Source organism: Streptomyces sp. NPDC054863 (genome assembly GCF_053610825.1).
The window spans coordinates 1-20416 of sequence record NZ_JBSGZD010000053.1 but is presented as its reverse complement, the minus strand read 5'-3'; the positions used below and the strand labels follow the sequence as shown (position 1 = coordinate 20416).

Genomic DNA, 20416 nt, shown 5'->3' with positions numbered 1-20416 from the left:
AGCAGTGCGTGCGCGGGGTGTGTGCGGCCGGTCGGTCACGGGGTGTGTTCGAAGGGGAGCCCTCCGCATAACAATTGACGATCTATCAGTTGTGGAGGGTTTGCGGGGGTGGGGCGCATGTGCTTCGGGAGGCCGCTGCGTCGTCCTGATTCGCGGTCATATGTGCCCGTATGCCTTGGCCATGGCCCCCCGCACAGCGTTAACGATCACCTGGAACAGCTTGGAATTCCACTTGTGTGTCTATTAACGTTCGATAACGCAGTGCGGTCGTCCCAGTCGTCGTCAGAGACGGCGCCGTGCGCGTGCGCCGAATTCCGTGAGGAAACCGGGGAACCACCAATTGGGGTGAATCGGGCCGAACCTGGCCCGTAGGAGACCTTCCTGCTCCGAACCCGTCAGCTAACCCGGTAGGCGAGAAGGAAGGAAAGGAGCGCGCCCCCGTGGCGTCCAACAGGCCTGCCCCCGAAACACCGGCCCCCGCTTTTTCATACGTGGCGTACGGAGTCCCCAACGACACGGAGGGCCCGACGGGCGGCCGGACGGACGGCCGGGGCGACACGCTCGTCGGCCTCGCGCCCGAGATTCCGCAGCAGCGCCAGCAGTCTCAGCAGCCTCAGGGCGGCTTCCAGGGATTCGCGGAGTTCGACGGATCCTCAGGCAACTCCTTCGGGGGTTCCTCCGACAGCCTTTCCGACGCCCTCTCCGACGGCCGCCCCTCCGACGGCATCTACGGCAGCGCCTTCGGTGGCCCCGCCGCCTCGGCCGAGGAGTGGAACCCCACCGAGGAGTCCCTCGTTCCGGTGCGCGGCAAGCACCGCGTCGCCAAGCAGCGCGGCTCCCTGGCCCGTAGCTCCACGGTGCTGGGAGTCGGCGTCATCGCCGCCGTCGGCGCCGGCGGGATCGCCACCGCCCAGGAGAAGCCGGCCGTCTCGATCTCGCTGCCGGACCAGCTCTCCGACTCCCTCGCCTCGCTCGCGGACTCGCTGCCGGCCGCCGAGTCGCTGCCGGGCGTGGGCGCGCTGGTGTCGGGCTCCGACTCCGATGCGGGCTCCGACTCCGGTACGGGCGTGGTGGTCGCCTCCGTTCCGGCCGCCGCCTCCGCCACTCCCGCAGCCGCCGGGCAGCAGACCGGTGCGGGCGAGAGCCTGCGGGCGCGGATCCTCCACCAGGCCGAGCAGCAGCGCTCCGTCGCCGACGAGGCCGTCCGGGAGGCCGCGCGCGAGCAGGCCGTCAAGGACGCCGCCGCCGAGGCCAAGAAGCAGCGCGACGAGGCCGACGCCAAGGCGGAGAAGGTCGAGCAGGCGAAGCGCGAGGCAGAGGCCAAGGCGAAGGCGGCGGCCGAGGCGAAGGCAGCGGCCAAGGCGGAGGCCGAGCGGCTCGCCAAGCTGGCCGCCAGCTACTCGCTGCCCACCTCCTCGTACACCCTCACCGCGACCTACGGGCAGTCCGGCTCGATGTGGTCCTCCGGGCAGCACACCGGCCTCGACTTCGCCGCCCAGGCGGGCACACCGGTCAAGGCCGTGCACGGCGGGACCATAAAGTCCGCGGGCTGGTCCGGGTCGTACGGCTACCGGATCGTGCTGGAGCTGAACGACGGCACGGAGATCTGGTACTGCCACCTCTCCCAGATGAGTGTCCAGGTCGGCGGTGACGTGTCGACCGGGCAGGTCATCGGCAACGTGGGCGCCACCGGGAACGTGAGCGGCGCGCACCTGCACCTCGAAGTGCGCACCCCGGGCGGCGACGGCATCGACCCGGCGGCCTGGCTGCGGGACAAGGGCCTGACGGTCTGATCCGGCCGGGGTCCGTCCGACCCGGTCGGACCCCGACCGAACCGGTGCGATCCGCTCGGGCCCTGTCCGAACCGGAGTGATCCGCTCGGGCCCTGTCCGAACCGGAGTGATCCGGTCGGAATCGATGGCCGGTGCATGGAATGGTCGGGCGGGCCGGGTGGTTGAAGTCCTCATGACCTCCCACCTGCGCCCGCTGGGCTCTTCCGGCCTCGATGTCTTCCCGCTCGCCCTCGGCGGCAACGTCTTCGGCTGGACCGCCGACCGCGACCAGTCCTTCGCCGTCCTCGACGCGTACACCGCCGGCGGCGGCAACTTCGTCGACACCGCCGACGTCTACTCCGCCTGGGCCCCGGGCAACGAGGGCGGCGAGTCCGAGCGCGTCCTCGGCGAATGGCTGGCCGCCCGGGGCAACCGGGACGAGGTCGTCGTCGCCACGAAGGTCGGCGCCCACCCCTCGTACAAGGGGCTCTCCGCCACCACGATCAAGGCCGCCGCCGAGGAGTCGCTGCGCCGGCTGGGCACCGACTACATCGACCTCTACTACACGCACTACGACGACCCGTCCGTGCCCGTCGAGGAGTTCGTCGCCGCGCTCGACCAGCTGGTGCGGGACGGCAAGGTGCGGGCCGTGGCCGCCTCCAACATCTCCGCCGCCCGGCTGCGGGAGTCGCTGGACTTCGCCGAGCGCGAGGGCTTCGCGAAGTACACCGCGCTCCAGCCGCACTACAACCTCGTCTCCCGCGACACCTACGAGGGCGAGCTCCAGGACGTCGCGTCGCAGGCCGGTCTCGCGGCCGTGCCGTACTACGCGCTCGCGTCCGGTTTCCTGACCGGCAAGTACCGGGCGGACGGCGGCGCGGTACAGAGCGCACGCGCCGAGGGGGCGGCCAAGCACCTGGAGACCGAGCGGGGGCGCAAGGTCCTCGCCGCACTCGACGAGGTGGCCGCGGAGCACGGCGCCGAGGTCGGATCCGTGGCCCTGGCCTGGCTGGCTGCCCGGCCGACCGTCGTGGCACCGATCGCCAGCGCCCGTACGGTCGAGCAGCTGTCGGCGCTGCTCGCGGTGGCGGACCTGACGCTCAGCGACGCCGAGCTGGCGAAGCTGACGGCCGCTTCCGCCTGACGGTCGCTTGTGCGTGACAGCCGCTTGTGCGTGACTGCCTGACGGCCGCCACTGCCTGACGGCCGCCACTGCCTGACGGCCGCCACTGCCTGACGGCCGTTTCCCGCATGGTGCGCTCGCGGCCCCGGTGCCGTCAGTAGCTCTTGTACGGGTTGTACGTGGCCGCGTAGGCCGGGTGGTACGGCGGCGGGAGCAGCCGTATTCGGCCGGTGACCTGGGCCGCGTACACCAGTGCCGGGCCCGCGATCCGCTTGCGCTGCCACAGCTCGTGCAGCAGCTCCGACTCGCGGGCGGTGAATTCGGCGGCCAGCTCCGGGGTCGCGGCCCCGCGCCGCGCCCGGTACCGAAGGAAGGCCAGTGCCGTCGCGGACTTCTCGTACTCCGCGACGGCCTTGGCGGCTCCGGGGCCGTGCGTCCGGGCCGCGAACCCCTGGGCCAGCGAGCGGGCCCGCATCGAGGACAGTGCGAGCGGCTCGGCCGGGTCCAGCCAGCCCGCGGCGGCGTACGCGGGCAACTCGGCCGACAGCATCCGCAGTTCGCGCTGCCTGGTCCAGATCGCCAGCCAGGTCAGGAACGCGAACGCGGGGACCATGACCAGCCCGTACACCCCGTAGAAGGCGAGCGGGCCGAAGGACGCCGAGCCGTTCCACAGGGAGTGCATGCCCATCGCGAGGAGCAGACCGAGCAGCGGCAGCACGACCCGGCGGATCCGCCCCCAGGCGCGGTTGCGCATCCGGCGGGTCGGCGTGAGCGCCACCAGGCCGAAGCCGATGCCGGTCAGCACGGTGAACAGAGGGTGCGCGAAGGGGGACATGACCACCCGCACGAAGAACGTCCCCGCCGTCACCGCGCCGAGACCGGAGACGCCGAACGCCTGGTCCTCGCCGAAGGCATTGCCCAGGTAGAGGATGTTCTCGGTGAAGGCGAAGCCGGTCGCGGTGAAGCCCGCGAAGACCACGCCGTCCACGATTCCCGTGAAGTGCCGTCTGCGGAACAGGAAGACCAGCAGGATCGCCGCCGCCTTCGCGCACTCCTCGACGAACGGCGCGACGAAGGTCGCCCCCAGCGTGTCCGCCCCGTCGGGGTCCGCGGTGGCCACGGCTATCCACTGCACGGCAAAGCTGTTGGCCGTGATCGCGACGAGCGCCGCCGCGCAGGAGCCCCAGGCGAACGCGAAGACCAGATTCCGCCAGGGTCCCGGCTCGACCCGGTCCAGCCACCGGAACGCCGCAAGCAGCAACGGCACCGGGAACACGGCGAGACCGAGCCCGACCAGGAAGCCGCGGGTGCCGGTCTGCTCCCGTACGAGTGCGAACAGCACAAGACCCGACAGGGCGAGCAGCACGATCAGCGCGGTGGCGCGGACCGCCCTGCTGCGCCAGAAGGCGCGCTGCCGGACGCCGCGAAGGACACCCGGCCGCCGGGGGTGGTCCGCCGCGGGCGCGACGGAGGCAGGCTCCGGCTCGGGTGCCGGAGCCGCCGGGGGCGGAGGCGATGCGTACGTCTCGTACATCCAACGACCCTAACGACTGGCACTGACACTCGCGATCGTGTTCGGACAGTCGCTGTGGATGAACGTTGCGTCAACCCGCCCTTTCCGCGGGCGTTCCACGCGCGTTCCTACGGGCGTGCCGCGCGCCGGAACATCAGGTCGTGGACCAGGTGCCCCTTGTCCAGGCCCTGGCCCTCGAAGCGGGTCAGAGGGCGGAAGGCGGGCCGCGGGGTGTAGCCGCCGTCCTCCTGGGTGTTCTCGAAGTCCGGGTGCGCGGTGAGCACTTCGAGCATCTGCTCGGCGTAGTTCTCCCAGTCGGTCGCGCAGTGCAGTACGGCGCCGGGGGCGAGCCGCGTCGCGGCGAGGGAGAGGAACTCCGGCTGGATCAGGCGGCGCTTGTGGTGGCGGGCCTTGGGCCAGGGGTCCGGGAAGTACACGCGCAGACCGGACAGGGCGTCCGGGGCGAGCATCTCGCGGAGCAGGATGATGGCGTCGCCGTTGGCCACGCGGATGTTGGAGAGGCCGTTCCGCTCGGCGAGGCCGAGGAGGTTGCCCTGGCCGGGGGTGTGCACGTCGACGGCGAGGATGCCGGTGGACGGGTCGTCGGCGGCCATCTGCGCGGTGGCCTCGCCCATCCCGAAGCCGATCTCCAGGACCACCGGGAGGCCGTCGAACATCTCCTTGAGGTCGAGGACACGCTGCCCGTCGATGTCGATGCCCCGGGTCGGCCACCAGCGCTTCAGGGCCTCGCCCTGGCCGGTGGTGACGCGGCTGCGGCGGGGCTGGAAGCTGCGGATCCGCCGCTCGAAGTGCGAACCGGCGGGGTCGGGGGACGGGCCCGTCCCCTCGGGGAACATGCGCAGGGCCCGGGGCTGCATCCGCTCGGCGCGCTCGTGGGCGGCGGCCCGCGCGGCGGCGGCTGCCTGGGAGGGGCCGGGGGCGGGGGCCTGGGCGGCGGGCTGCTCGGGGGTCTGGGGCATCGTGGGGTTCTCGCTGTTCTGGGACACGGGTGTCCGATTCTACGGAGGGATTGTGCGGGGTGCGGGTGGCTGGTGCTGCCTGCGGCGCATGCCCCTCCCCGCCCCTGCCCGAAACCGCTGCCGCGGGGCTGGGGTGTGCTTCGTGCGGGTGCGTTGTGGCTGGCCGCGCAGTCCCCGCGCCCCTGTAGGGCGCCCCCTTCTCAGCGGCCCGCGACCCGCTCCCCCGCCAGCACCCCCAGCACTCGCCGTGCCACTTCCCGCCCGATGGGAAGGGAAGCGGTCGCCGCGGGGGACGGTGCGTTCAGCACGTGCACCGTGCGCGGTGCCTCGCGTATCAGGAAGTCGTCGGCGAGGGTGCCGTCCCGCAGCACCGCCTGCGCCCGTACGCCCGCGGGGGACGGGCGCAGGTCGGCCTCGGTGACCGCGGGCAGCAGGCGCCGTACCGCCTCCGTGAACGCGCGCTTGGACAGTGAGCGGTGCAGCTCCCCTGCTCCGTACCGCCAGTGCCGGCGCGCTATCCGCCAGGAGCCGGGCCAGGTCAGCGTCCCCGCCAGGTCCGCGGGGCGGACCGCGCCCCAGTCGTACCCCTCGCGGGCCAGTGCCGGCACCGCGTTCGGCCCGACGTGGACGCCGCCGGCGATGCCGCGCGTCAGGTGCACGCCGAGGAAGGGGAAGGCGGGGTCGGGGACCGGGTAGACCAGACCGCGCACCAGCTCGGGGCGGGTCAGGTCGAAGTACTCGCCGCGGAAGGGGACGATCCGCATGCCGGGGTCGTCGCCCGCCATCCTGGCCACCCGGTCGCAGTGCAGCCCCGCGCAGTTGACCAGGGCCTTCGCCCGGAAGACCGTCCCGTCCGCCGTCCGCACCGCGATTCCGGACGCGCGGCGCGCGATGACGCGGACCTCCGCGCCGTACCTCACCTCGGCGCCCGAGGAGCGGGCCAGCTCCTGGGTCACCCGGCCGTAGTCGCAGATGCCCGTCGAGGCGACGTGGATGGCCGCGAGGCCGCGGACCTCGGGCTCGTACTCCCGGATCTGGGCGGGGCCCAGCTCGCGGACCGCGATGCCGTGCTGCCGGCCGCGCTGGACGAGCGCGTGCAGACGCGGCAGCTCGGCGCGCTCGGTGGCGACGATCAGCTTGCCCGTCACCTCGTGCGGAATGTCGTGCTCCGCACAGAACTTGACCATCTCGGCGCCACCGCGCACCGCGTACCGCGCCTTGAGCGAGCCGGGGCGGTAGTAGATCCCGCTGTGGATCACTCCGCTGTTGCGCCCGGTCTGGTGTCTCGCCGGGCCCGCCTCCTTCTCCAGCACCATGACCCGGGTGCCGGGTGCGGCCCGCGTGATGGCATGCGCGGACGCCATCCCGACGATTCCCCCGCCGACCACCAGCACATCGCAGTCATGACTCATCGCTGCCACCTCCCACCCCGAATAGTGCACTGGCCCACTGACAACGCCGGTAAACCCTGTGGGCAGGAGCTATGGCCAACGACACGTGGAGGCGTGCGCGCGGCAGGCCCTGCGGGCATTGCGGGATCCACGGACATCGAGGGCATCGCGGGCGTCGCCGGCTCTACGCCGGTGCCACCAGCAGCGGCCTGGCCCGCTCCCGCAGCTCCACCACGCGCGGCTCGTCCCCGTACGGTTCGAGCCGGTGCAACAGGTCCCGTACGTACTCGGTGGTGCGCGCCGAGGAGATGCGCCCCGCCACCTCCACCGCACGCGTGCCCGCCGCGCACGCCGCGTCGAGGTTGCCCGACTCCAGCTCGGCGACGGCGCTCACCACCAGGCGCAGCCCGTGCGACCGTACGAACTCCTCGGTCGGCCGGGACAGCGCCTGCTCCGTGAAGCGGCGCACCTGCCGCGGCAGCTTGAGGTCGCGGTAGCACTCGGCCGCGTCGGCGGCCAGCCTGTCGTACGAGTAGAAGCCCAGCCAGGACGGGTCCGGATCGCCCTCCCGCGAGCGCTCCAGCCAGCCCTCCGCCGCCTTCAGCGCGGCCCCGGCGGCCACCGGGTCGCCCGCCTTCGCGTGCGCGCGTGCCTCGACGAGGCGGAAGAAACTCATGGTGCGGGCGGTGGCCAGGCCCCGGTTGCGCTCCAGGGCGGCCTGCGCGAGGTCCACGCCCTCGTCGGCGAAGCCGCGGTAGGTCGCCTGGAGGGACATCGACGCCAGTACGTACCCGCCCAGGGGCACGTCGGCGGCGGCGCGCGCCAGGCGCAGCGCCTGGATGTAGTACCGCTGGGCGGCCTCCTGCTGCCCGGTGTCGAAGGCCATCCAGCCGGCCAGCCGGGTCAGCTCGGAGGTCGCGCCGAACAGCGACCTCCCCACGTCGTCGCTGTACGAACCGAGCAGCAAGGGGGCCGCGTCGACCCGCAGGCACTCCGGGACCATCGAGGAACGCCAGTCACCGCCGCCGTACTTGGAGTCCCAGCGGCGCGCGTCCTCGGCGGCCTCGCGCAGCTTGGCGACGTCGCTGTGGCCCACCCGTAACGGGGTCGCGTCCGCGGAGCCCTCGGCGACGGTCGAATCGCGCGCCACCGACGAGTCCGCCGGGGTTATCAGCCAGCGCGAGGCGGGCGTCGCGTACGCGCTCACCGCGAACGAGCCGGCGAGGGACTGCCAGATTCCGCCGCTGCCCGCTCTGCGCCCGGCCAGATCCAGCCGGTACAGCTCGGTGGCGTGCCGCACCGCCACCGACACGTCGCGCGGGAAGGCGAGCCCGACCTCGGGGGCCGGGTCGGCGTCCGCGAGACCGATCTCGTGCAGCGGGACCGGACGGCCCAGCTTGGCGCCTATCGCGGCGGCGATGAGGTGCGGGGCGGCGCCTTGCGGAACCATCCCCTTCGAGACCCACCGTGCCACCGACGTCTTGTCGTACCGCAGTGTCATTCCACGCTGCGCACCGAGGTCGTTGACCCGGCGCGCCAGCCCGGCGTTGCTGATTCCCGCGAGGGCGAGAACCGTGCCGAGCTTGTCGTTCGGCCCGCGTTGCTCCCTGGACATTGCGCCACCCCTCACGCAGACGGCCGCCGCGGGCCCGGCATAGGCACGCGGCATTCGTAAACCCAGCGTAGTTCGCCGCATCCCAAGCGTTAAGGGCAAGTGTCCCGTATGGCGAGATTGTTGCCAGCAGAGTACGTACGGGGCGTCGTGAGAGGAACGTTCCGTCCGATTCGTGCTCCTGCCGTGTGGCCGTGCGCCCGCCCGTGCGCTCTGCCCGGTGTGCGGAGGCGGCGCTTCCATGGGACGTGCGTGGGTCGGCCCGCTGCACTGGATCCAGTGGGCTGGGGGTCACCGCCACCTTCATCCCCGCGGGTGGCGGTTCGGTCCGGGAGGCGAACAGCGCCTCCCGGACTGCGCGTTGCCCGCAACGCTGTGCGTCGCCCGAAACTTGGCCGAATGGCGCCCTCTTGCGGATCGCACCCCCCTCTGCAGCCGCGCGCCTCCGTCGCCGTCCCTCCCGCGCGCGCCACCCCACGTCCCATTTGCCCCCCAACTCCCCCTTTTCACCGGCGCATTGGACCATGCCACCGCACCCCGTACCCGCACTCCCGCGCCGCAGGCGTGGCAGCATGGTCCCCACGCGCGATAGGGCGCGGCACGGTGCGCGCGCAAGAGGGCAAGGGCACGGGGCGAACCGTCCGGCCGAGGCCGGGTGATGATCCGGGCCCCCGTCGCATGCCCTGTGCGGGCAAAGTTGTCCACAGCCTGTGGAGGCGGCGATGCGTTGGTTGGTGGGATGGAGCAGCATCGCCGCGAGCTTCGGCACGGTCGGAGCCGTCGGTGCCCCCGGCACCGAACACGAGGGCGACACCGTCCAGCCCGTGGGAGCCCAGCTCCTGTGGGGAGATCCCGACCCCCTGTGGGCCGTCGGCGACTGGCGCCCCGACGAGGTCCGCACCGTCAGCGTCGACGCGTTCACCCGTCTCGCCGTCCTCGGCTGTTGCGGCGCCACCGACGAAGAACTCCGCGTCGGCCTCTTCGCGGCGCGCGGCGGCGCACTGAGGCATCTGACCGCCTGGCCGGGCAGCTACACCGCCGTCGTCCAGACCGGCAGACGCGTGACCGTGGCCGGTGACCTGGCAGGAGCCCGCCCGGTCTTCTACACGCCCTGGGCCAATGGCACCGCGTACGCCACCGCCGCGCTCCCCCTCGCCGACCTCATAGAGGCGCAGCTGGACATCGGCCACCTCGCGGCCCTGCTCGCCTGCCCAGACGTCCCCGAAGCCCTGCGCGACGGCACTCCCTACACCGGAGTCAAGCGCATCCCGCCCGGCCACGCCCTCGTCCTGCGCGAGGGCTCCCGCGAGATCACCGGGTACGAACCCGTCGCCTCGCTCGCCGTCGCCGCCCCCCAACTCGACCCGGAACGCGCCGTGGAGGGCGTACGCGACGCTCTCGTAGAGGCGGTACGCGCCCGCCTCACCGCGCCCCGCCACGCCCCCGAGACCCCGCTCCCCGACCCGGGCCCGGTCCCCGGCATGGGCCCCGCCGAGCGCCGCGCCCGCCGCCGCGGATCACCGGTCCCCGGCATCGGCTCCGACCTCTCCGGAGGCAGCGCCTCCGCCACCCTCGCCCTGCTCGCGGCGGGCCTCCCCGGTCTGCCGGGCACGGTCCTGGGCCACGGCACAGGAGCGGGCGAACGGCTGCTCGCGGTCACCTTCAACGACCTGGCCGCGTCCGCCCACACCCGCGACACCGAGCTCGACCACGAGCTGGAGCGGGCCGGCGCGATCGCCGCCAACCCCCGCCTCCACCACGTCGTCGTCGCCGGAGCCGAAGAGGCCCTGCCCTACGCCGACCTGGAGACGGGACCGCTCACCGACGAACCGGGCCCCTCCCTCGTCACCGCCGAACGCGCCCGCCTGCGCCTCCAGTCGGGCAGCGCCGACCACCTCGTCGGCAACGGCGCCCGGCAGGTCCTGGACGCCCACCCGGCCCGCCTCGCCGACCTCCTCATCGACCGCAGACGCCGCCACATCCTGCGCCCCGCGACGGCGTTGGCTAAGGCCGAGGGCGCGTCCCCGCACTCCTTCCTCGTCCCGCTGACCGTCTACCGCGCCGCCCGCCGCCTCGCCCGTACGTCCTACCGCTCGGGCATCGAGGACGCGGCGGGCCGCCTCACCAGCCGCGGCGTCGTCGACGCGAGCGGCCCCACCGGCGCCCTGGACGCGTCCCTCGAAGCGCTCGCCTGGTCCCGGCCGGGCCCCGCAGCCCGCTGGCTGACCGGCGAGGCCCTCGCCGAAGTATCGATACGCCTCCAGGAGTCGGCCCTGCGCCCCGCCTCGGTCCAGCGCCCGGGCGAGGCCCGCGCCAGGGCCGCTCTCGCCCGCCACGCCTACGACCACCGGGTCTTCGAACAGGCAGCGGAGGTCCGCAGCCAGCGCCTGCACGCCCCCTTCCTCGACAACCAGGTCGTACGGGCCTGCCGCGACCTCCCCGAAACCCTTCGCGTCCAGCCGGGCGCCAGGGCCGCGATACTCCGCGCGGTCCTCTCCGGCGCGGGCGTCCACGACCTCCCGCCGGGCTGGGGCGCGGCCACCGCGCACACCACCGCGACAGCCACGGCCCAGGCAGGCATCCGCGCCGCGCAGGACAACCTCCTCGCCCTCTTCGAGGCGCCGCTGCTGGCGGACGCGGGGCTGATCGAGGCGCGCGTCGTACGCAAGGCGCTGCGAGCGGCGGCATCCGGCGAACCCGTCCCGCTGGACGGCCTCGCCGACCTGATCTCCACCGAACTGTGGCTCGGCCGCCTGCTCGCCCGCCGGGGCACGTGCTGGACGGGGTCGGCGGCGCCGAGGCAGCGGGCGGTGGCGGGGGGAGTGCCGCAGCGGCGGAGCCTTTAGGCGGTGGCAGTGTGAGGTGGGCGCCGTGCTTGCGGCGGGCAGGTGGTCGTCGTGCGGGTCCGTCGTGGCTGGTCGCGCCCACGCGGCGGAGCCGCATATCCAGAACAGCCCCGCGCCCCTGACTGTCTGCCCCTTGGCCGCATCAGAACTGCAGGCCCGCGCCCTTGACCACTACCCGCACCCGATGCGGGAGCCCGCGCCGCTACCCGCACCCGATGCGGGAGCCCGCCCAGTCCGCGAATGCCGCGTCCGACATCGACCCGGCGCCGTCCACCGACCGCGTCACCAGCCGCAGCGTCCTGCGTCCCTCGATCCCCACGTGCACCGGCAGCGCCGCGTCCCCGCCCCGCAGTACCGGCGAGCTCCACAGCAGCGCTCCGTCCCCGTACACGGAGAAGCGGACCGCTCCGGTCCCCATCGTCAGGTCGTCGACGCCGACCTTCGCGTCGTACGTCGAACACTTCCGGTTCAGGTCGATCGTCACGGACGACGTCGCGGGTACGGACACCCCGTGTCCGTACCGCACCCCGCCGATCGACATGCTGCTGCGCTGCCACAGCGCGCTGCTCTCGCCCAGCCGGACCTCCGGCCTCGTGTGGTCGCCCATCGGCCCGTACGCCAACTCCGCGACGGGGTAGGCCTTCGGCGGCGGCTCGGGCGCGGGCGGCGGCGGAGGAGGGGGCGGCGGCTTCGGTGCGGGCGGCTTCGGCGGAGCAGGCTTCACCGGCGGCGGCACCGGTTTCGGGGTCGGCCTGGGAGTCGGCTTCACCACCCGCGGCGGCTTCGACGGCTTGGGCGCGGGCGGCTTCGGCGCAGGCGCGGCCGACGACGGCGGGGGAGGGGGCGGCGGCGAAGGCCGTACCGGCACCGGCTTCACGGCCGGCGGCTTCGCGTCGGCCTTCGGCGGCACCGGCGCCTCGTCGCCCACGAAGGCGAACACCAGCCCCGCCGTCACCGCGACCGCGACAGCCGCACCGATCCCCACCTTCACAGGAGCCCCGACACCCTCGGCGGCAAGACCCCCACCGGCAGCACCACCAGAACTTCCCGCACCACCGGCGCCGGCGGCTCCCGCCGCACCTGCCCCGGCCGCGGCTCCCGCCCCGGCCGCCGCACCACCGGCCACGATTCCCGCGGCCTTCACCGAGTACCCGGCAGCCACCCAGCCGATGACCGCCACCGGCAGCAGCGCCGGAATCCCCGCATTCACATCGCTCAGCTCACCGGCGGCGACCCGGCACTTGGCACACTCCTCCAAGTGCTTGCGCAGCCCGCGCTCGGCCCGCATCCGCAGCCCGCCACGCGCGTAGGCGCCCAGCCGGTCCGCGTACTGCGCGCAGTCCCCGCCCGCCGTCAGCGCCGCACTCACATGGGCCTGCAGATACGCCTGCTTCAGCCCCTCCCGCGCCCGCGACGCCAGCACCGCCGTCGCGTTCGCCGTCAGCCCGAACAGCGGGGCGACGTCGCTCGGCGACTCCTCCTCGACCGTGGTGTGCCACAGCACGGCCTGCCACCGCTCGGGCAGCGACCTGAAGGCCTGCATGGCGAGCGTCTGCTCCGCCTCGTGCATCGCGCGCACGTCGGCGCCCAGGTCGAGGGTGTCGTCGTCGCGCACCTCGGAGGACCGTGCCGCCTGGTCGGCGAAGACCGCGAAGTCCTCGACGAGCTGCTCGCGCCTGGCCGTCTTCGTCCAGGCCGCCGCCACCCGCCGCACCGTGGTCATCAGATACGCCCGTACGGCGTGCTCAGGACCGGCGCCGCCCCGCACCGCCTGAAGGGTCCGTGCGAAGACCTCGGCCGTCAGGTCGTCGGCGGTGTGCGCGTCGCGGCAGCAGGTGCGCGCGTAGCGGCGCACCGAATCCGAGTGCCGCCGGAACAGCTCCTCGTACGCACCGTCGTCGCCCGCCCGCATGCGCTCGATCAAGTCGGCGTCGGACACGACCTGTTCACCGGACGGGGACCGGCCGCCGCGCTGCTGCGGCACGCTCGTCGGATCGGTTCCGCGCTCGGTCACGGGTGCCGGAGTGGCCCCCAGCGGACCGCCCTGGCTCGGCACCTGCCGAGAAGGCAGCCCGCCGACATCCCCGGTGGCGGACTCCCCGGACGCACTGCCGCCTTCACCGTCCCCGAGCGACTCGTCCCGCTCGTCAACACCCATGGCGGAAGCCCCCGTACGCACCCTCTGACCGGAACACCGGCCAAGACTCCCACAGGGCGACGCGCCGAAAGCCGATCAAGCCCGCCAACCACCCGTCCGGGGGGTTTTCCCGCAACGGAGCACTAGTCCTCACCCGTTAGGGAAGGGGTCGGCGGGCTTCCCGGTTCACCGCACGGCTTGCCGCCCGCTCACGCGGGCCGAGACCGCAGTCCCTCCAGCAGGATGTCCAGGAGCCGGGCCGAAGCAGCCGCCTGCTGCACCGCGTCGGGCAGCGAGGGAGCGGCCGTGGCGATCACCAGCAGCACGTCGGCCACGGTCACGTCGCCCCGCAGCTCACCCGACTCCCGGGCCCGGTCCACCAGCTGGCCCACGACCTCCAGCAGCGTCCCCGCACCGGAGTCGTCGAGATCCTGGCCGGCCGCCGGAGTGCCACCCGGCCCACCGAAGGAGCCGTCCTGCTCGACCAGTCGCAGGTCGGGCGCAGCCGCGCCGTCCCCTGCCTGCCGCTGCTGCGGCACCCGCGTGGCATCACGCACCGCGCCGGGGCCGCCCGGCTCGTAGGCCCCGCCGTACGCCCCGTCGAGGTCGGCGTCCTGGTCCACACCGACCCGCAGCACCTGCGGCGGCAGCAGCCGTCCCGCGCCGGAGGCGACCGACGTCCGCAGGAACCGGGACAGCGCCGACCACGGCTCGTCCTCCTGCCCCAGCGCCGCCCTTGCCTGCTCGGTCAGCCGGGAGGTCTCCTCCTCGGCTATCCGCCGCACCAGTACGTCCTTGCTCGGGAACCGCCGGTAGACCGTACCGACCCCGACCCCGACCCGGGCCCGGCGCGCGACGTCCTCCATCGGCGCCCCGTACCCGAGCTCGCCGAAGACCTCGCGGGCAGCCCGCAGCACGTGTTCGAGATTGCGCTGTGCGTCGACACGGAGCGGTGCCGATCGCGGGACGGCCGAACCGCCCGCGGAAACCCGCCCGTTGCTCTCGGACGCCGCCGACGGTGCGACGGCAGCCTGCCAATGTGAATCCTGAATGTGCATCAGCGTTCCCCCGGTAATGATGTCTCCCCCCGGAGACACTCCCCGCCCTGACTGCCGGAGTTCACGAGCCGTGTGTGCACGTGCCGTGCAGACACAGACTTCCGTTACTCCGACGAGATACGAACATAGTTGAGCGCGGGGCGATTCAGAAGGGGGAAGTTCCGCACGGTGTGCCCCCTGATCGGACCAGGACCTGTCCAAGGCCTGCTCCCACCCACCCCTTACTCCCTCTTCGTACCCTCTGACCTGCGTAAACACTGTCCGCATCGCTGTGGAACATCAACTTCCGCGCGTGCCGCCGACCGTGTCGACCAGTCATACAAGTTGTCGGCCCTGTGGACAAAGCCCCACGTCCGTTGCCTCATGGGACGGTGACAAATCCAGTGCGCATTCTCGTGGTAGGCGGCGGATACGTCGGCATGTACACCGCACTGCACCTCCAGCGGAAGCTGAAACGGAGGCTTGCGGCAGGCGGCGACGGCAGCGTGGAGATCACCGTCGTCACGCCCGACCCGTACATGACGTACCAGCCCTTCCTGCCCGAGGCCGCCGCCGGGTCCATCTCCCCGCGCCACGTCGTCGTCCCGCTGCGCCGGGTCCTGCCGCACTGCCGCATCGTCATCGGCGAGGCGAACTCCATCGACCACGAGAAGCGCACCGCGACCGTCACCACCCTCGCCACCGCCGAGGAGGGCACCGGGCCGGTCCTGATGCCGTACGACGAACTGGTCCTGGCCCCCGGATCCGTCTCCCGCGCCCTCCCCGTCCCCGGTCTCGCCGAACACGGCATCGGCTTCAAGACCGTCGAGGAGGCCATCGGGCTGCGCAACCACGTCATCGAGCAGATGGACATCGCCTCCTCCACCCGCGACCCGGCCGTCCGCGACGCCGCCCTGACCTTCGTCTTCGTCGGCGGCGGATACGCGGGCGTGGAGGCCCTCGGCGAGCTGGAGGACATGGCCCGCTACGCCTCCCGCTACTACCACAACGTCAAGGCCGACGACCTGAAGTGGATCCTCGTCGAGGCCAGCGACCGCATCCTCCCCGAGGTCGGCGAGGAGATGGGCAAGTACGCCGTCCGCGAGCTGCGCGGCCGGAACATCGACATCCGCCTGAACACCCGGCTGTCCTCCGTCGAGAACCGCGTCGCCGTCCTCGACGACGGCGCCCGCTTCCCCACTCGTACGCTGGTCTGGACGGCCGGAGTGAAACCGCATCCGGTACTCGCCGCCAGCAGCCTCCCGCTCAATCCCCGGGGCCGCCTCGCCTGCACCGCACAGCTCTCCGTCGAGGGCGCACCGCACGCGTGGGCCGCGGGCGACGCGGCGGCCGTCCCGGACCTCACGGCGACCGGGAAGGGGCCCGACGGCACACCCGTCGAATGCGCCCCCAACGCCCAGCACGCCGTCCGCCAGGCCAAGGTCCTCGCCGAGAACATCGCCGCGTCCCTCGCCGGAGCGCCCCTCACCGACTACCGCCACAAGCACGTCGGCTCGGTCGCCTCCCTCGGCCTCCACAAAGGGGTCGCCCATGTCTACGGCCGCAAGCTCAAGGGATTCCCCGCCTGGACGATGCACCGCGCGTACCACCTCAGCCGCGTCCCGACCTTCAACCGGAAGGCCCGCGTCCTCGCCGAGTGGACCCTCTCGGGACTCTTCAAGCGCGAGATCGTCTCGCTCGGCTCGCTGGAACATCCGCGCGCGGAATTCGAACTTGCGGCAGGGGGCGAACCTCCCAAGCCCCGCTGACGTCTCTCCCGTTACCGGTTGTCAGTGCGGTCCGTCACACTGGACGTGTGACGATAGGTTGACCCGCGCCTGCAAAGAGTGACCCCGGAGTGATCCGAGCGTGACCTGCGCGACCGCACGGCCGACCCCGGACCCAAGCCGACCTGCACCACCACCCCGACCACGAGGCAAGTAGTTCAGTGAACTTCACCCGCTGGAGCGCCCGGCTTCCCGGCACGCAGCGCCGCGCGGCAGCAAGGTCCGACCGAGGGTCCGTGCCCGCCGCCCGCGGTGAGCTCGGGCAGCAGCCCGGCTCCGGGGCCGGCCAGGGGCCCGAGTCCGGCGACGGCACCCAGGCGTCCGACACCCCGCGCCCGCCCGCCCTCGAAGACCTCTCCCTGCGCGAGATCGTCGGCCAACTCCCGGCGCTCGTCGCCCTGTTGTACGGACCCGAGCACCGCATCGCGTACGTCAACGAGGCGTATGCCGCAGCGTTCGGCCCGCGCGCCGTCGGCGCCCCCGCCGCGTCCGAGCTGCCGGAGCTGGAGGAGCTGGGCCTGCTCCCGCTCATGGACCAGGTCCTGCGCAGCGGCACGCCGCGTACGGTCAAGTCCCGCCGCACGCCCAAGGGCGGTTCGTACACGATCACTTGCACCCCGCTGGACACACCCGACGGCGGGGGCGTGCTCGTCTTCGCCACCGACGTCACCGACCACGCGGACGCGGCCGAGCGCCTGCGCGCCTCCGAGAGCCGCCAGCGCGAAACGGCCGTGACGCTCCAACGCTCGCTCCTGCCCCAGGAGTTGGAGCAGCCCGACGACCTGCGCATCGCCGCCACCTACCAGCCGGGCGGCGAGGAGGCCGCGGTCGGCGGCGACTGGTACGACGTGATCACCCTCGGCGCGGGCCGTACCGCCCTCGTCATCGGCGACGTGATGGGCCGAGGGGTGCGCGCGGCGGCCGTGATGGGCCAGCTCCGCACGGCGGTGCGCGCGTACGCCCGCCTCGACCTCCCGCCCCACGAGGTCCTCCAGCTCCTCGACGGCCTGGCCGCCGAGATCGACGCCAGCCAGATCGCCACCTGCGCGTACGCGGTCCACGACCCCAACGAGGGCCGCCTCGTCTACGCCTCCGCAGGCCACCTCCCGATCCTCGTGCGCCACGAGGACGGCACGGTCGCCCGCGCCGAGGACCACACAGGACCCCCGCTCGGCACCGGCGGCTGGATGCACACCTCGGGCACGATCGCCCTCCCACCGGGATCGACGGCCGTCCTCTATACGGACGGCCTGGTCGAGCGCCGCCGCGAGGACATCGACGAAGGCGTCTCCGCACTCGAACGCGCCCTGTCCGGCGCCACCGGCACCCCCCAGGTCGTCTGCGACCGCCTCATGAGAGCCCTCGGAATCACCACCGACCACGACGACGACGTGGCGGTCCTCGTCGTCCAGCACCCCGCCCGCAAGGGCCACGACGCCGAGCTCTTCCACAACGCAGCCCTGGAACTCCTCGGCGGCATCGAAGCGGCCCCCCGCGCCCGCGCCTTCGCGACCGGAGTCCTCTCCTCCTGGCGCTTCCCCGTCGAGCTGAGCGACCTGGGCGTCCTCGCCGCCAGCGAGCTGGTCGCCAACTCCCTCCAGCACGGCACACCGCCCATGCGCCTGCGGCTGCGCCGCACCGACCGCCGCCTGATCATCGAAGTCACCGACGGCGACGACCACCTGCCGCGCCGCCGCCGGGCCGACCCCGCGGACGAAGCAGGACGAGGCATCTCGATCGTCGCGACGATCGCCTCGTCCTGGGGTTCGCGCCGCACACCGGGCGGCGGAAAAGCGGTGTGGTGCGAGTTCGCACTCCCCGACCACTAGGGCCTGTCCGGTAGGGGAGTGCGCGCACCGGGGGTTACGCGGTTGCCTTCACCGAGCCCTCGCCCTCCGGCACGTGCTTGGCGACCACGAGGGACTTGACCGGAATCGGCAGGTCCTGCGCGGGCGTGAGCTGCTTGCCCATCCGCAGCGCGAGCACGCTGATGCCGAGCGAGAACAGAATGAACGTCACGATGTACGGCATGTGGAGCGAGGCCCCCATGGGCCCGCCCACGGCGGGACCGACGGCCAGCGCCAGCTGCTTGACCAGTGCGAAGGCCGAGTTGTACGTGCCCACCATCGACTCCGGCGCGAGGTCGGCCACCAGGGGCGCGACGGTCGGCGACAGCATCGCCTCACCGAGCCCGAAGAGCGCGTACGTGGAGATGAAGGCCGCGGTCGCCATGGTCTGGCTGCCGTGCCCGAGGCCCGCGTACCCGGCGGCCATCCACGCCACCGTCCAGATGAGCCCGACCAGGGCGATCATCCGCGACCGCCGGCGCCGCTCGACGAACTTCAGCACCAGGAACTGCGCGGCGACGATCATCGCCGTGTTCGCGGCCAGCGCGATGCCGAGCGTCGACGGGTCGATCCCGGCGGCCTCGGTCCCGTAAGCGGCCAGGCCCGACTCGAACTGTCCGTAGCAGGCGAAGAAGATCACGAACCCGAGTCCGCACAGCTGCAGCATCGCCTTGTGCTTCACCAGCGCCCCGAGACCGCCGAAGAGGCCCTTGCCCTCGGCACCCTCGACCACGGGGATGTGGGGCATGCGCACGGTCATCGCGATGCCCGCCAGCACCAGGAACATCACCGACTCGATCCCGAACAGCAGGGTGAAGGTGGAGGGGTCGTTCTTGTCGACGATCTGGCCGCCGATGAGTCCGCCGATGCCGAGACCGAGGTTGGCCAGGAAGAACTGCATCGCGAACGACCGCGTCCGCGTCTCGGGCGCGGAGCACCGCACGATCATCGTCGCCAGCGCGGGCTGCATCACCGCGGTGCCGATGCCGAGCACGGCCGCCGAGCCGACGGCCGTCACCAGGCTCGCCGAGCTGCCGAGCGCCACCGCGCCCAGCGAAGCCGCCAGCGCGGCCCCGATCAGCACCGGAACCGGACCGCGCCGGTCGATCAGCACCCCTACGAAGGGGAGGGCGACGAGCGCGGCCAGGGCGAAGGCACCAAGGACGATGCCGGCCGCGGTCGGCCCCAGATCCCGCACCTGAGCCACGTACACGTACAGATACGGGACCGTAAATCCGAGCCCGAAAGCGGCCAGCGCGTTGCCTGCCTGAATCCGCCGCATCGCCGAGCCCATCGCCTTGGTCATACTCACCTCAACCCTGAAGACCTGAAGTCCGAAGACTTCAACAGTAAAGTTAGAACCTCAACAATACACAGCGAAGGACTTCAATGCCAACGCACCCCGTGCCATACTTCGCGGATGCCAGACACGCCAGAGTCGCCCGGCCCTCATGAGCCGAGCCTCGACGAGCAGATCGCCGCATACCAACGCGAATTCCGGGACCTGGACCCTCAGGTCGAGAAGGTCGTCTCGGCCCTCGGCCGCCTGAACCGCCGGATGAACGTCGCGTACGGTCGCCAGGTCGCCGCCCTGGGCATCAGCAACGCGGAGTGGGAAGTCCTGAAGACCCTCGTGGTCTCCGGCACCCCCTACCGGCTGGGCCCCGGCGAACTCGCCAAGCGCCTGGGCCTGACCCCGGCCGCGATGACCCACCGCATCGACCGCATGGCGGGCGAAGGCCTGGTCACGCGCGACCGCGACGAGAACAACCGGGTACGCGTCATCGTCGAGCTGACGGACGAGGGCCGTACGAAGTGGCTCGAAGCCATGCGGATGGCGTCCTCCTTCGAGGAGGACCTCCTCCAGGACCTCGCTCCCGAGGAGCGGGTCGTCCTGGGGGAGCTGCTGACCCGCCTCCTGCGCAGGGTCGAGGACGCCCAGCCGGATGCCGGCGGCCGGCTCACCGACCTGGACTGACACCCCTTTCTTACGTGCGTTCGAGCGGCCCGGTGGGGGGTTGACACCCCTCACCGGCATCCGTAAGGTTCTCCGAGTTGCCACACAGCCGTAACGGTTCTGCGGCAGCACCTCCCGCCGCGAAAGCGGCAATCAAACTCCGTACGATCTCCCGCCAGGGGCGATTTCGGCATGCCGAATTCAGCCACTGGGAGCCGATTTCGGTTCACCGGGAAAATCCACTAGAGTTTGAGCGTCGGAACGGCCCAACAGCCGCAAAGACAACCCAAGTTCGACTGGGAATCAGGCCCGAAAGGATCTGATAGAGTCGGAACCGCCGGAAAGGGAAAACGCGAAAGCGAAGAACCTGGAAAGCACCGAGGAAATCGGAACGGAAACGGTCTGATAGAGTCG

The 20416-nt window shown here is 72.3% G+C and carries 13 protein-coding genes and 1 riboswitch; of the genes, 6 read left to right on the top strand and 7 right to left on the bottom strand.

Going from position 1 to position 20416, the window contains the following annotated elements; all coding sequences use genetic code 11:
* Nucleotides 1-295: 295 nt before the first annotated feature.
* Nucleotides 296-429: riboswitch (cyclic di-AMP (ydaO/yuaA leader) on the top strand.
* Nucleotides 430-725: 296 nt separating this feature from the next.
* Together ACWGIG_RS13145 and ACWGIG_RS13140 are read left to right on the top strand one after the other, a co-directional pair.
* Nucleotides 726-1793: a M23 family metallopeptidase gene (locus tag ACWGIG_RS13145; protein ID WP_453321665.1), complete on the top strand. Its 1068-nt coding sequence runs from the start codon at nt 726-728 to the stop codon at nt 1791-1793.
* 172 nt (nt 1794-1965) lie between these two features.
* Complete coding sequence (locus ACWGIG_RS13140; protein WP_453321642.1) at nt 1966-2916, top strand: aldo/keto reductase; 951 nt, start codon at nt 1966-1968, stop codon at nt 2914-2916.
* A 133-nt stretch (nt 2917-3049) separates the two neighbouring features.
* Here ACWGIG_RS13140 and ACWGIG_RS13135 read toward each other — a convergent pair whose 3' ends face one another.
* The 4 genes from ACWGIG_RS13135 to ACWGIG_RS13120 all read right to left on the bottom strand — a co-directional run bounded on the left by ACWGIG_RS13135 (nt 3050) and on the right by ACWGIG_RS13120 (nt 8394).
* Entirely contained in the window at nt 3050-4429 is a 1380-nt protein-coding gene (locus tag ACWGIG_RS13135) for a PrsW family intramembrane metalloprotease (protein WP_453321641.1), read from the bottom strand.
* Nucleotides 4430-4536: 107 nt separating this feature from the next.
* Complete coding sequence (gene trmB, locus ACWGIG_RS13130) at nt 4537-5286, bottom strand: tRNA (guanosine(46)-N7)-methyltransferase TrmB (RefSeq protein WP_453321664.1); 750 nt, start codon at nt 5284-5286, stop codon at nt 4537-4539.
* Nucleotides 5287-5588: 302 nt separating this feature from the next.
* A complete protein-coding gene (lhgO, locus tag ACWGIG_RS13125) occupies nt 5589-6800 on the bottom strand; it encodes an L-2-hydroxyglutarate oxidase (RefSeq protein WP_453321640.1) in 1212 nt (403 codons plus the stop codon).
* Between the two features lie 163 nt (nt 6801-6963).
* Entirely contained in the window at nt 6964-8394 is a 1431-nt protein-coding gene (locus tag ACWGIG_RS13120; RefSeq protein WP_453321639.1) for an MFS transporter, read from the bottom strand.
* A 719-nt stretch (nt 8395-9113) separates the two neighbouring features.
* Here ACWGIG_RS13120 and ACWGIG_RS13115 point away from each other — a divergent pair.
* Nucleotides 9114-11237: an asparagine synthase-related protein gene (locus ACWGIG_RS13115; RefSeq protein ID WP_453321638.1), complete on the top strand. Its 2124-nt coding sequence runs from the start codon at nt 9114-9116 to the stop codon at nt 11235-11237.
* Nucleotides 11238-11439: 202 nt separating this feature from the next.
* On the opposite strand, the gene ACWGIG_RS13110 is transcribed toward ACWGIG_RS13115, so the two are convergent.
* Entirely contained in the window at nt 11440-13395 is a 1956-nt protein-coding gene (locus ACWGIG_RS13110; RefSeq protein ID WP_453321637.1) for a sigma-70 family RNA polymerase sigma factor, read from the bottom strand.
* Nucleotides 13396-13583: 188 nt separating this feature from the next.
* Nucleotides 13584-14432 (bottom strand): TetR/AcrR family transcriptional regulator, encoded by an 849-nt coding sequence (locus tag ACWGIG_RS13105; RefSeq protein WP_453321636.1) that lies wholly within the window; start codon nt 14430-14432, stop codon nt 13584-13586.
* Nucleotides 14433-14803: 371 nt separating this feature from the next.
* On the opposite strand from ACWGIG_RS13105, the gene ACWGIG_RS13100 reads away from it, so the two are divergent.
* Complete coding sequence (locus tag ACWGIG_RS13100; RefSeq protein ID WP_453321635.1) at nt 14804-16180, top strand: NAD(P)/FAD-dependent oxidoreductase; 1377 nt, start codon at nt 14804-14806, stop codon at nt 16178-16180.
* Between the two features lie 179 nt (nt 16181-16359).
* A complete protein-coding gene (locus tag ACWGIG_RS13095) occupies nt 16360-18027 on the top strand; it encodes an ATP-binding SpoIIE family protein phosphatase (RefSeq protein ID WP_453321634.1) in 1668 nt (555 codons plus the stop codon).
* A 34-nt stretch (nt 18028-18061) separates the two neighbouring features.
* Here ACWGIG_RS13095 and ACWGIG_RS13090 read toward each other — a convergent pair whose 3' ends face one another.
* Nucleotides 18062-19351: an MFS transporter gene (locus tag ACWGIG_RS13090; protein ID WP_453321663.1), complete on the bottom strand. Its 1290-nt coding sequence runs from the start codon at nt 19349-19351 to the stop codon at nt 18062-18064.
* Nucleotides 19352-19465: 114 nt separating this feature from the next.
* Here ACWGIG_RS13090 and ACWGIG_RS13085 point away from each other — a divergent pair, with 114 nt between their 5' ends.
* Nucleotides 19466-20023 (top strand): MarR family winged helix-turn-helix transcriptional regulator, encoded by a 558-nt coding sequence (locus ACWGIG_RS13085; RefSeq protein ID WP_453321633.1) that lies wholly within the window; start codon nt 19466-19468, stop codon nt 20021-20023.
* Nucleotides 20024-20416: the final 393 nt, after the last annotated feature.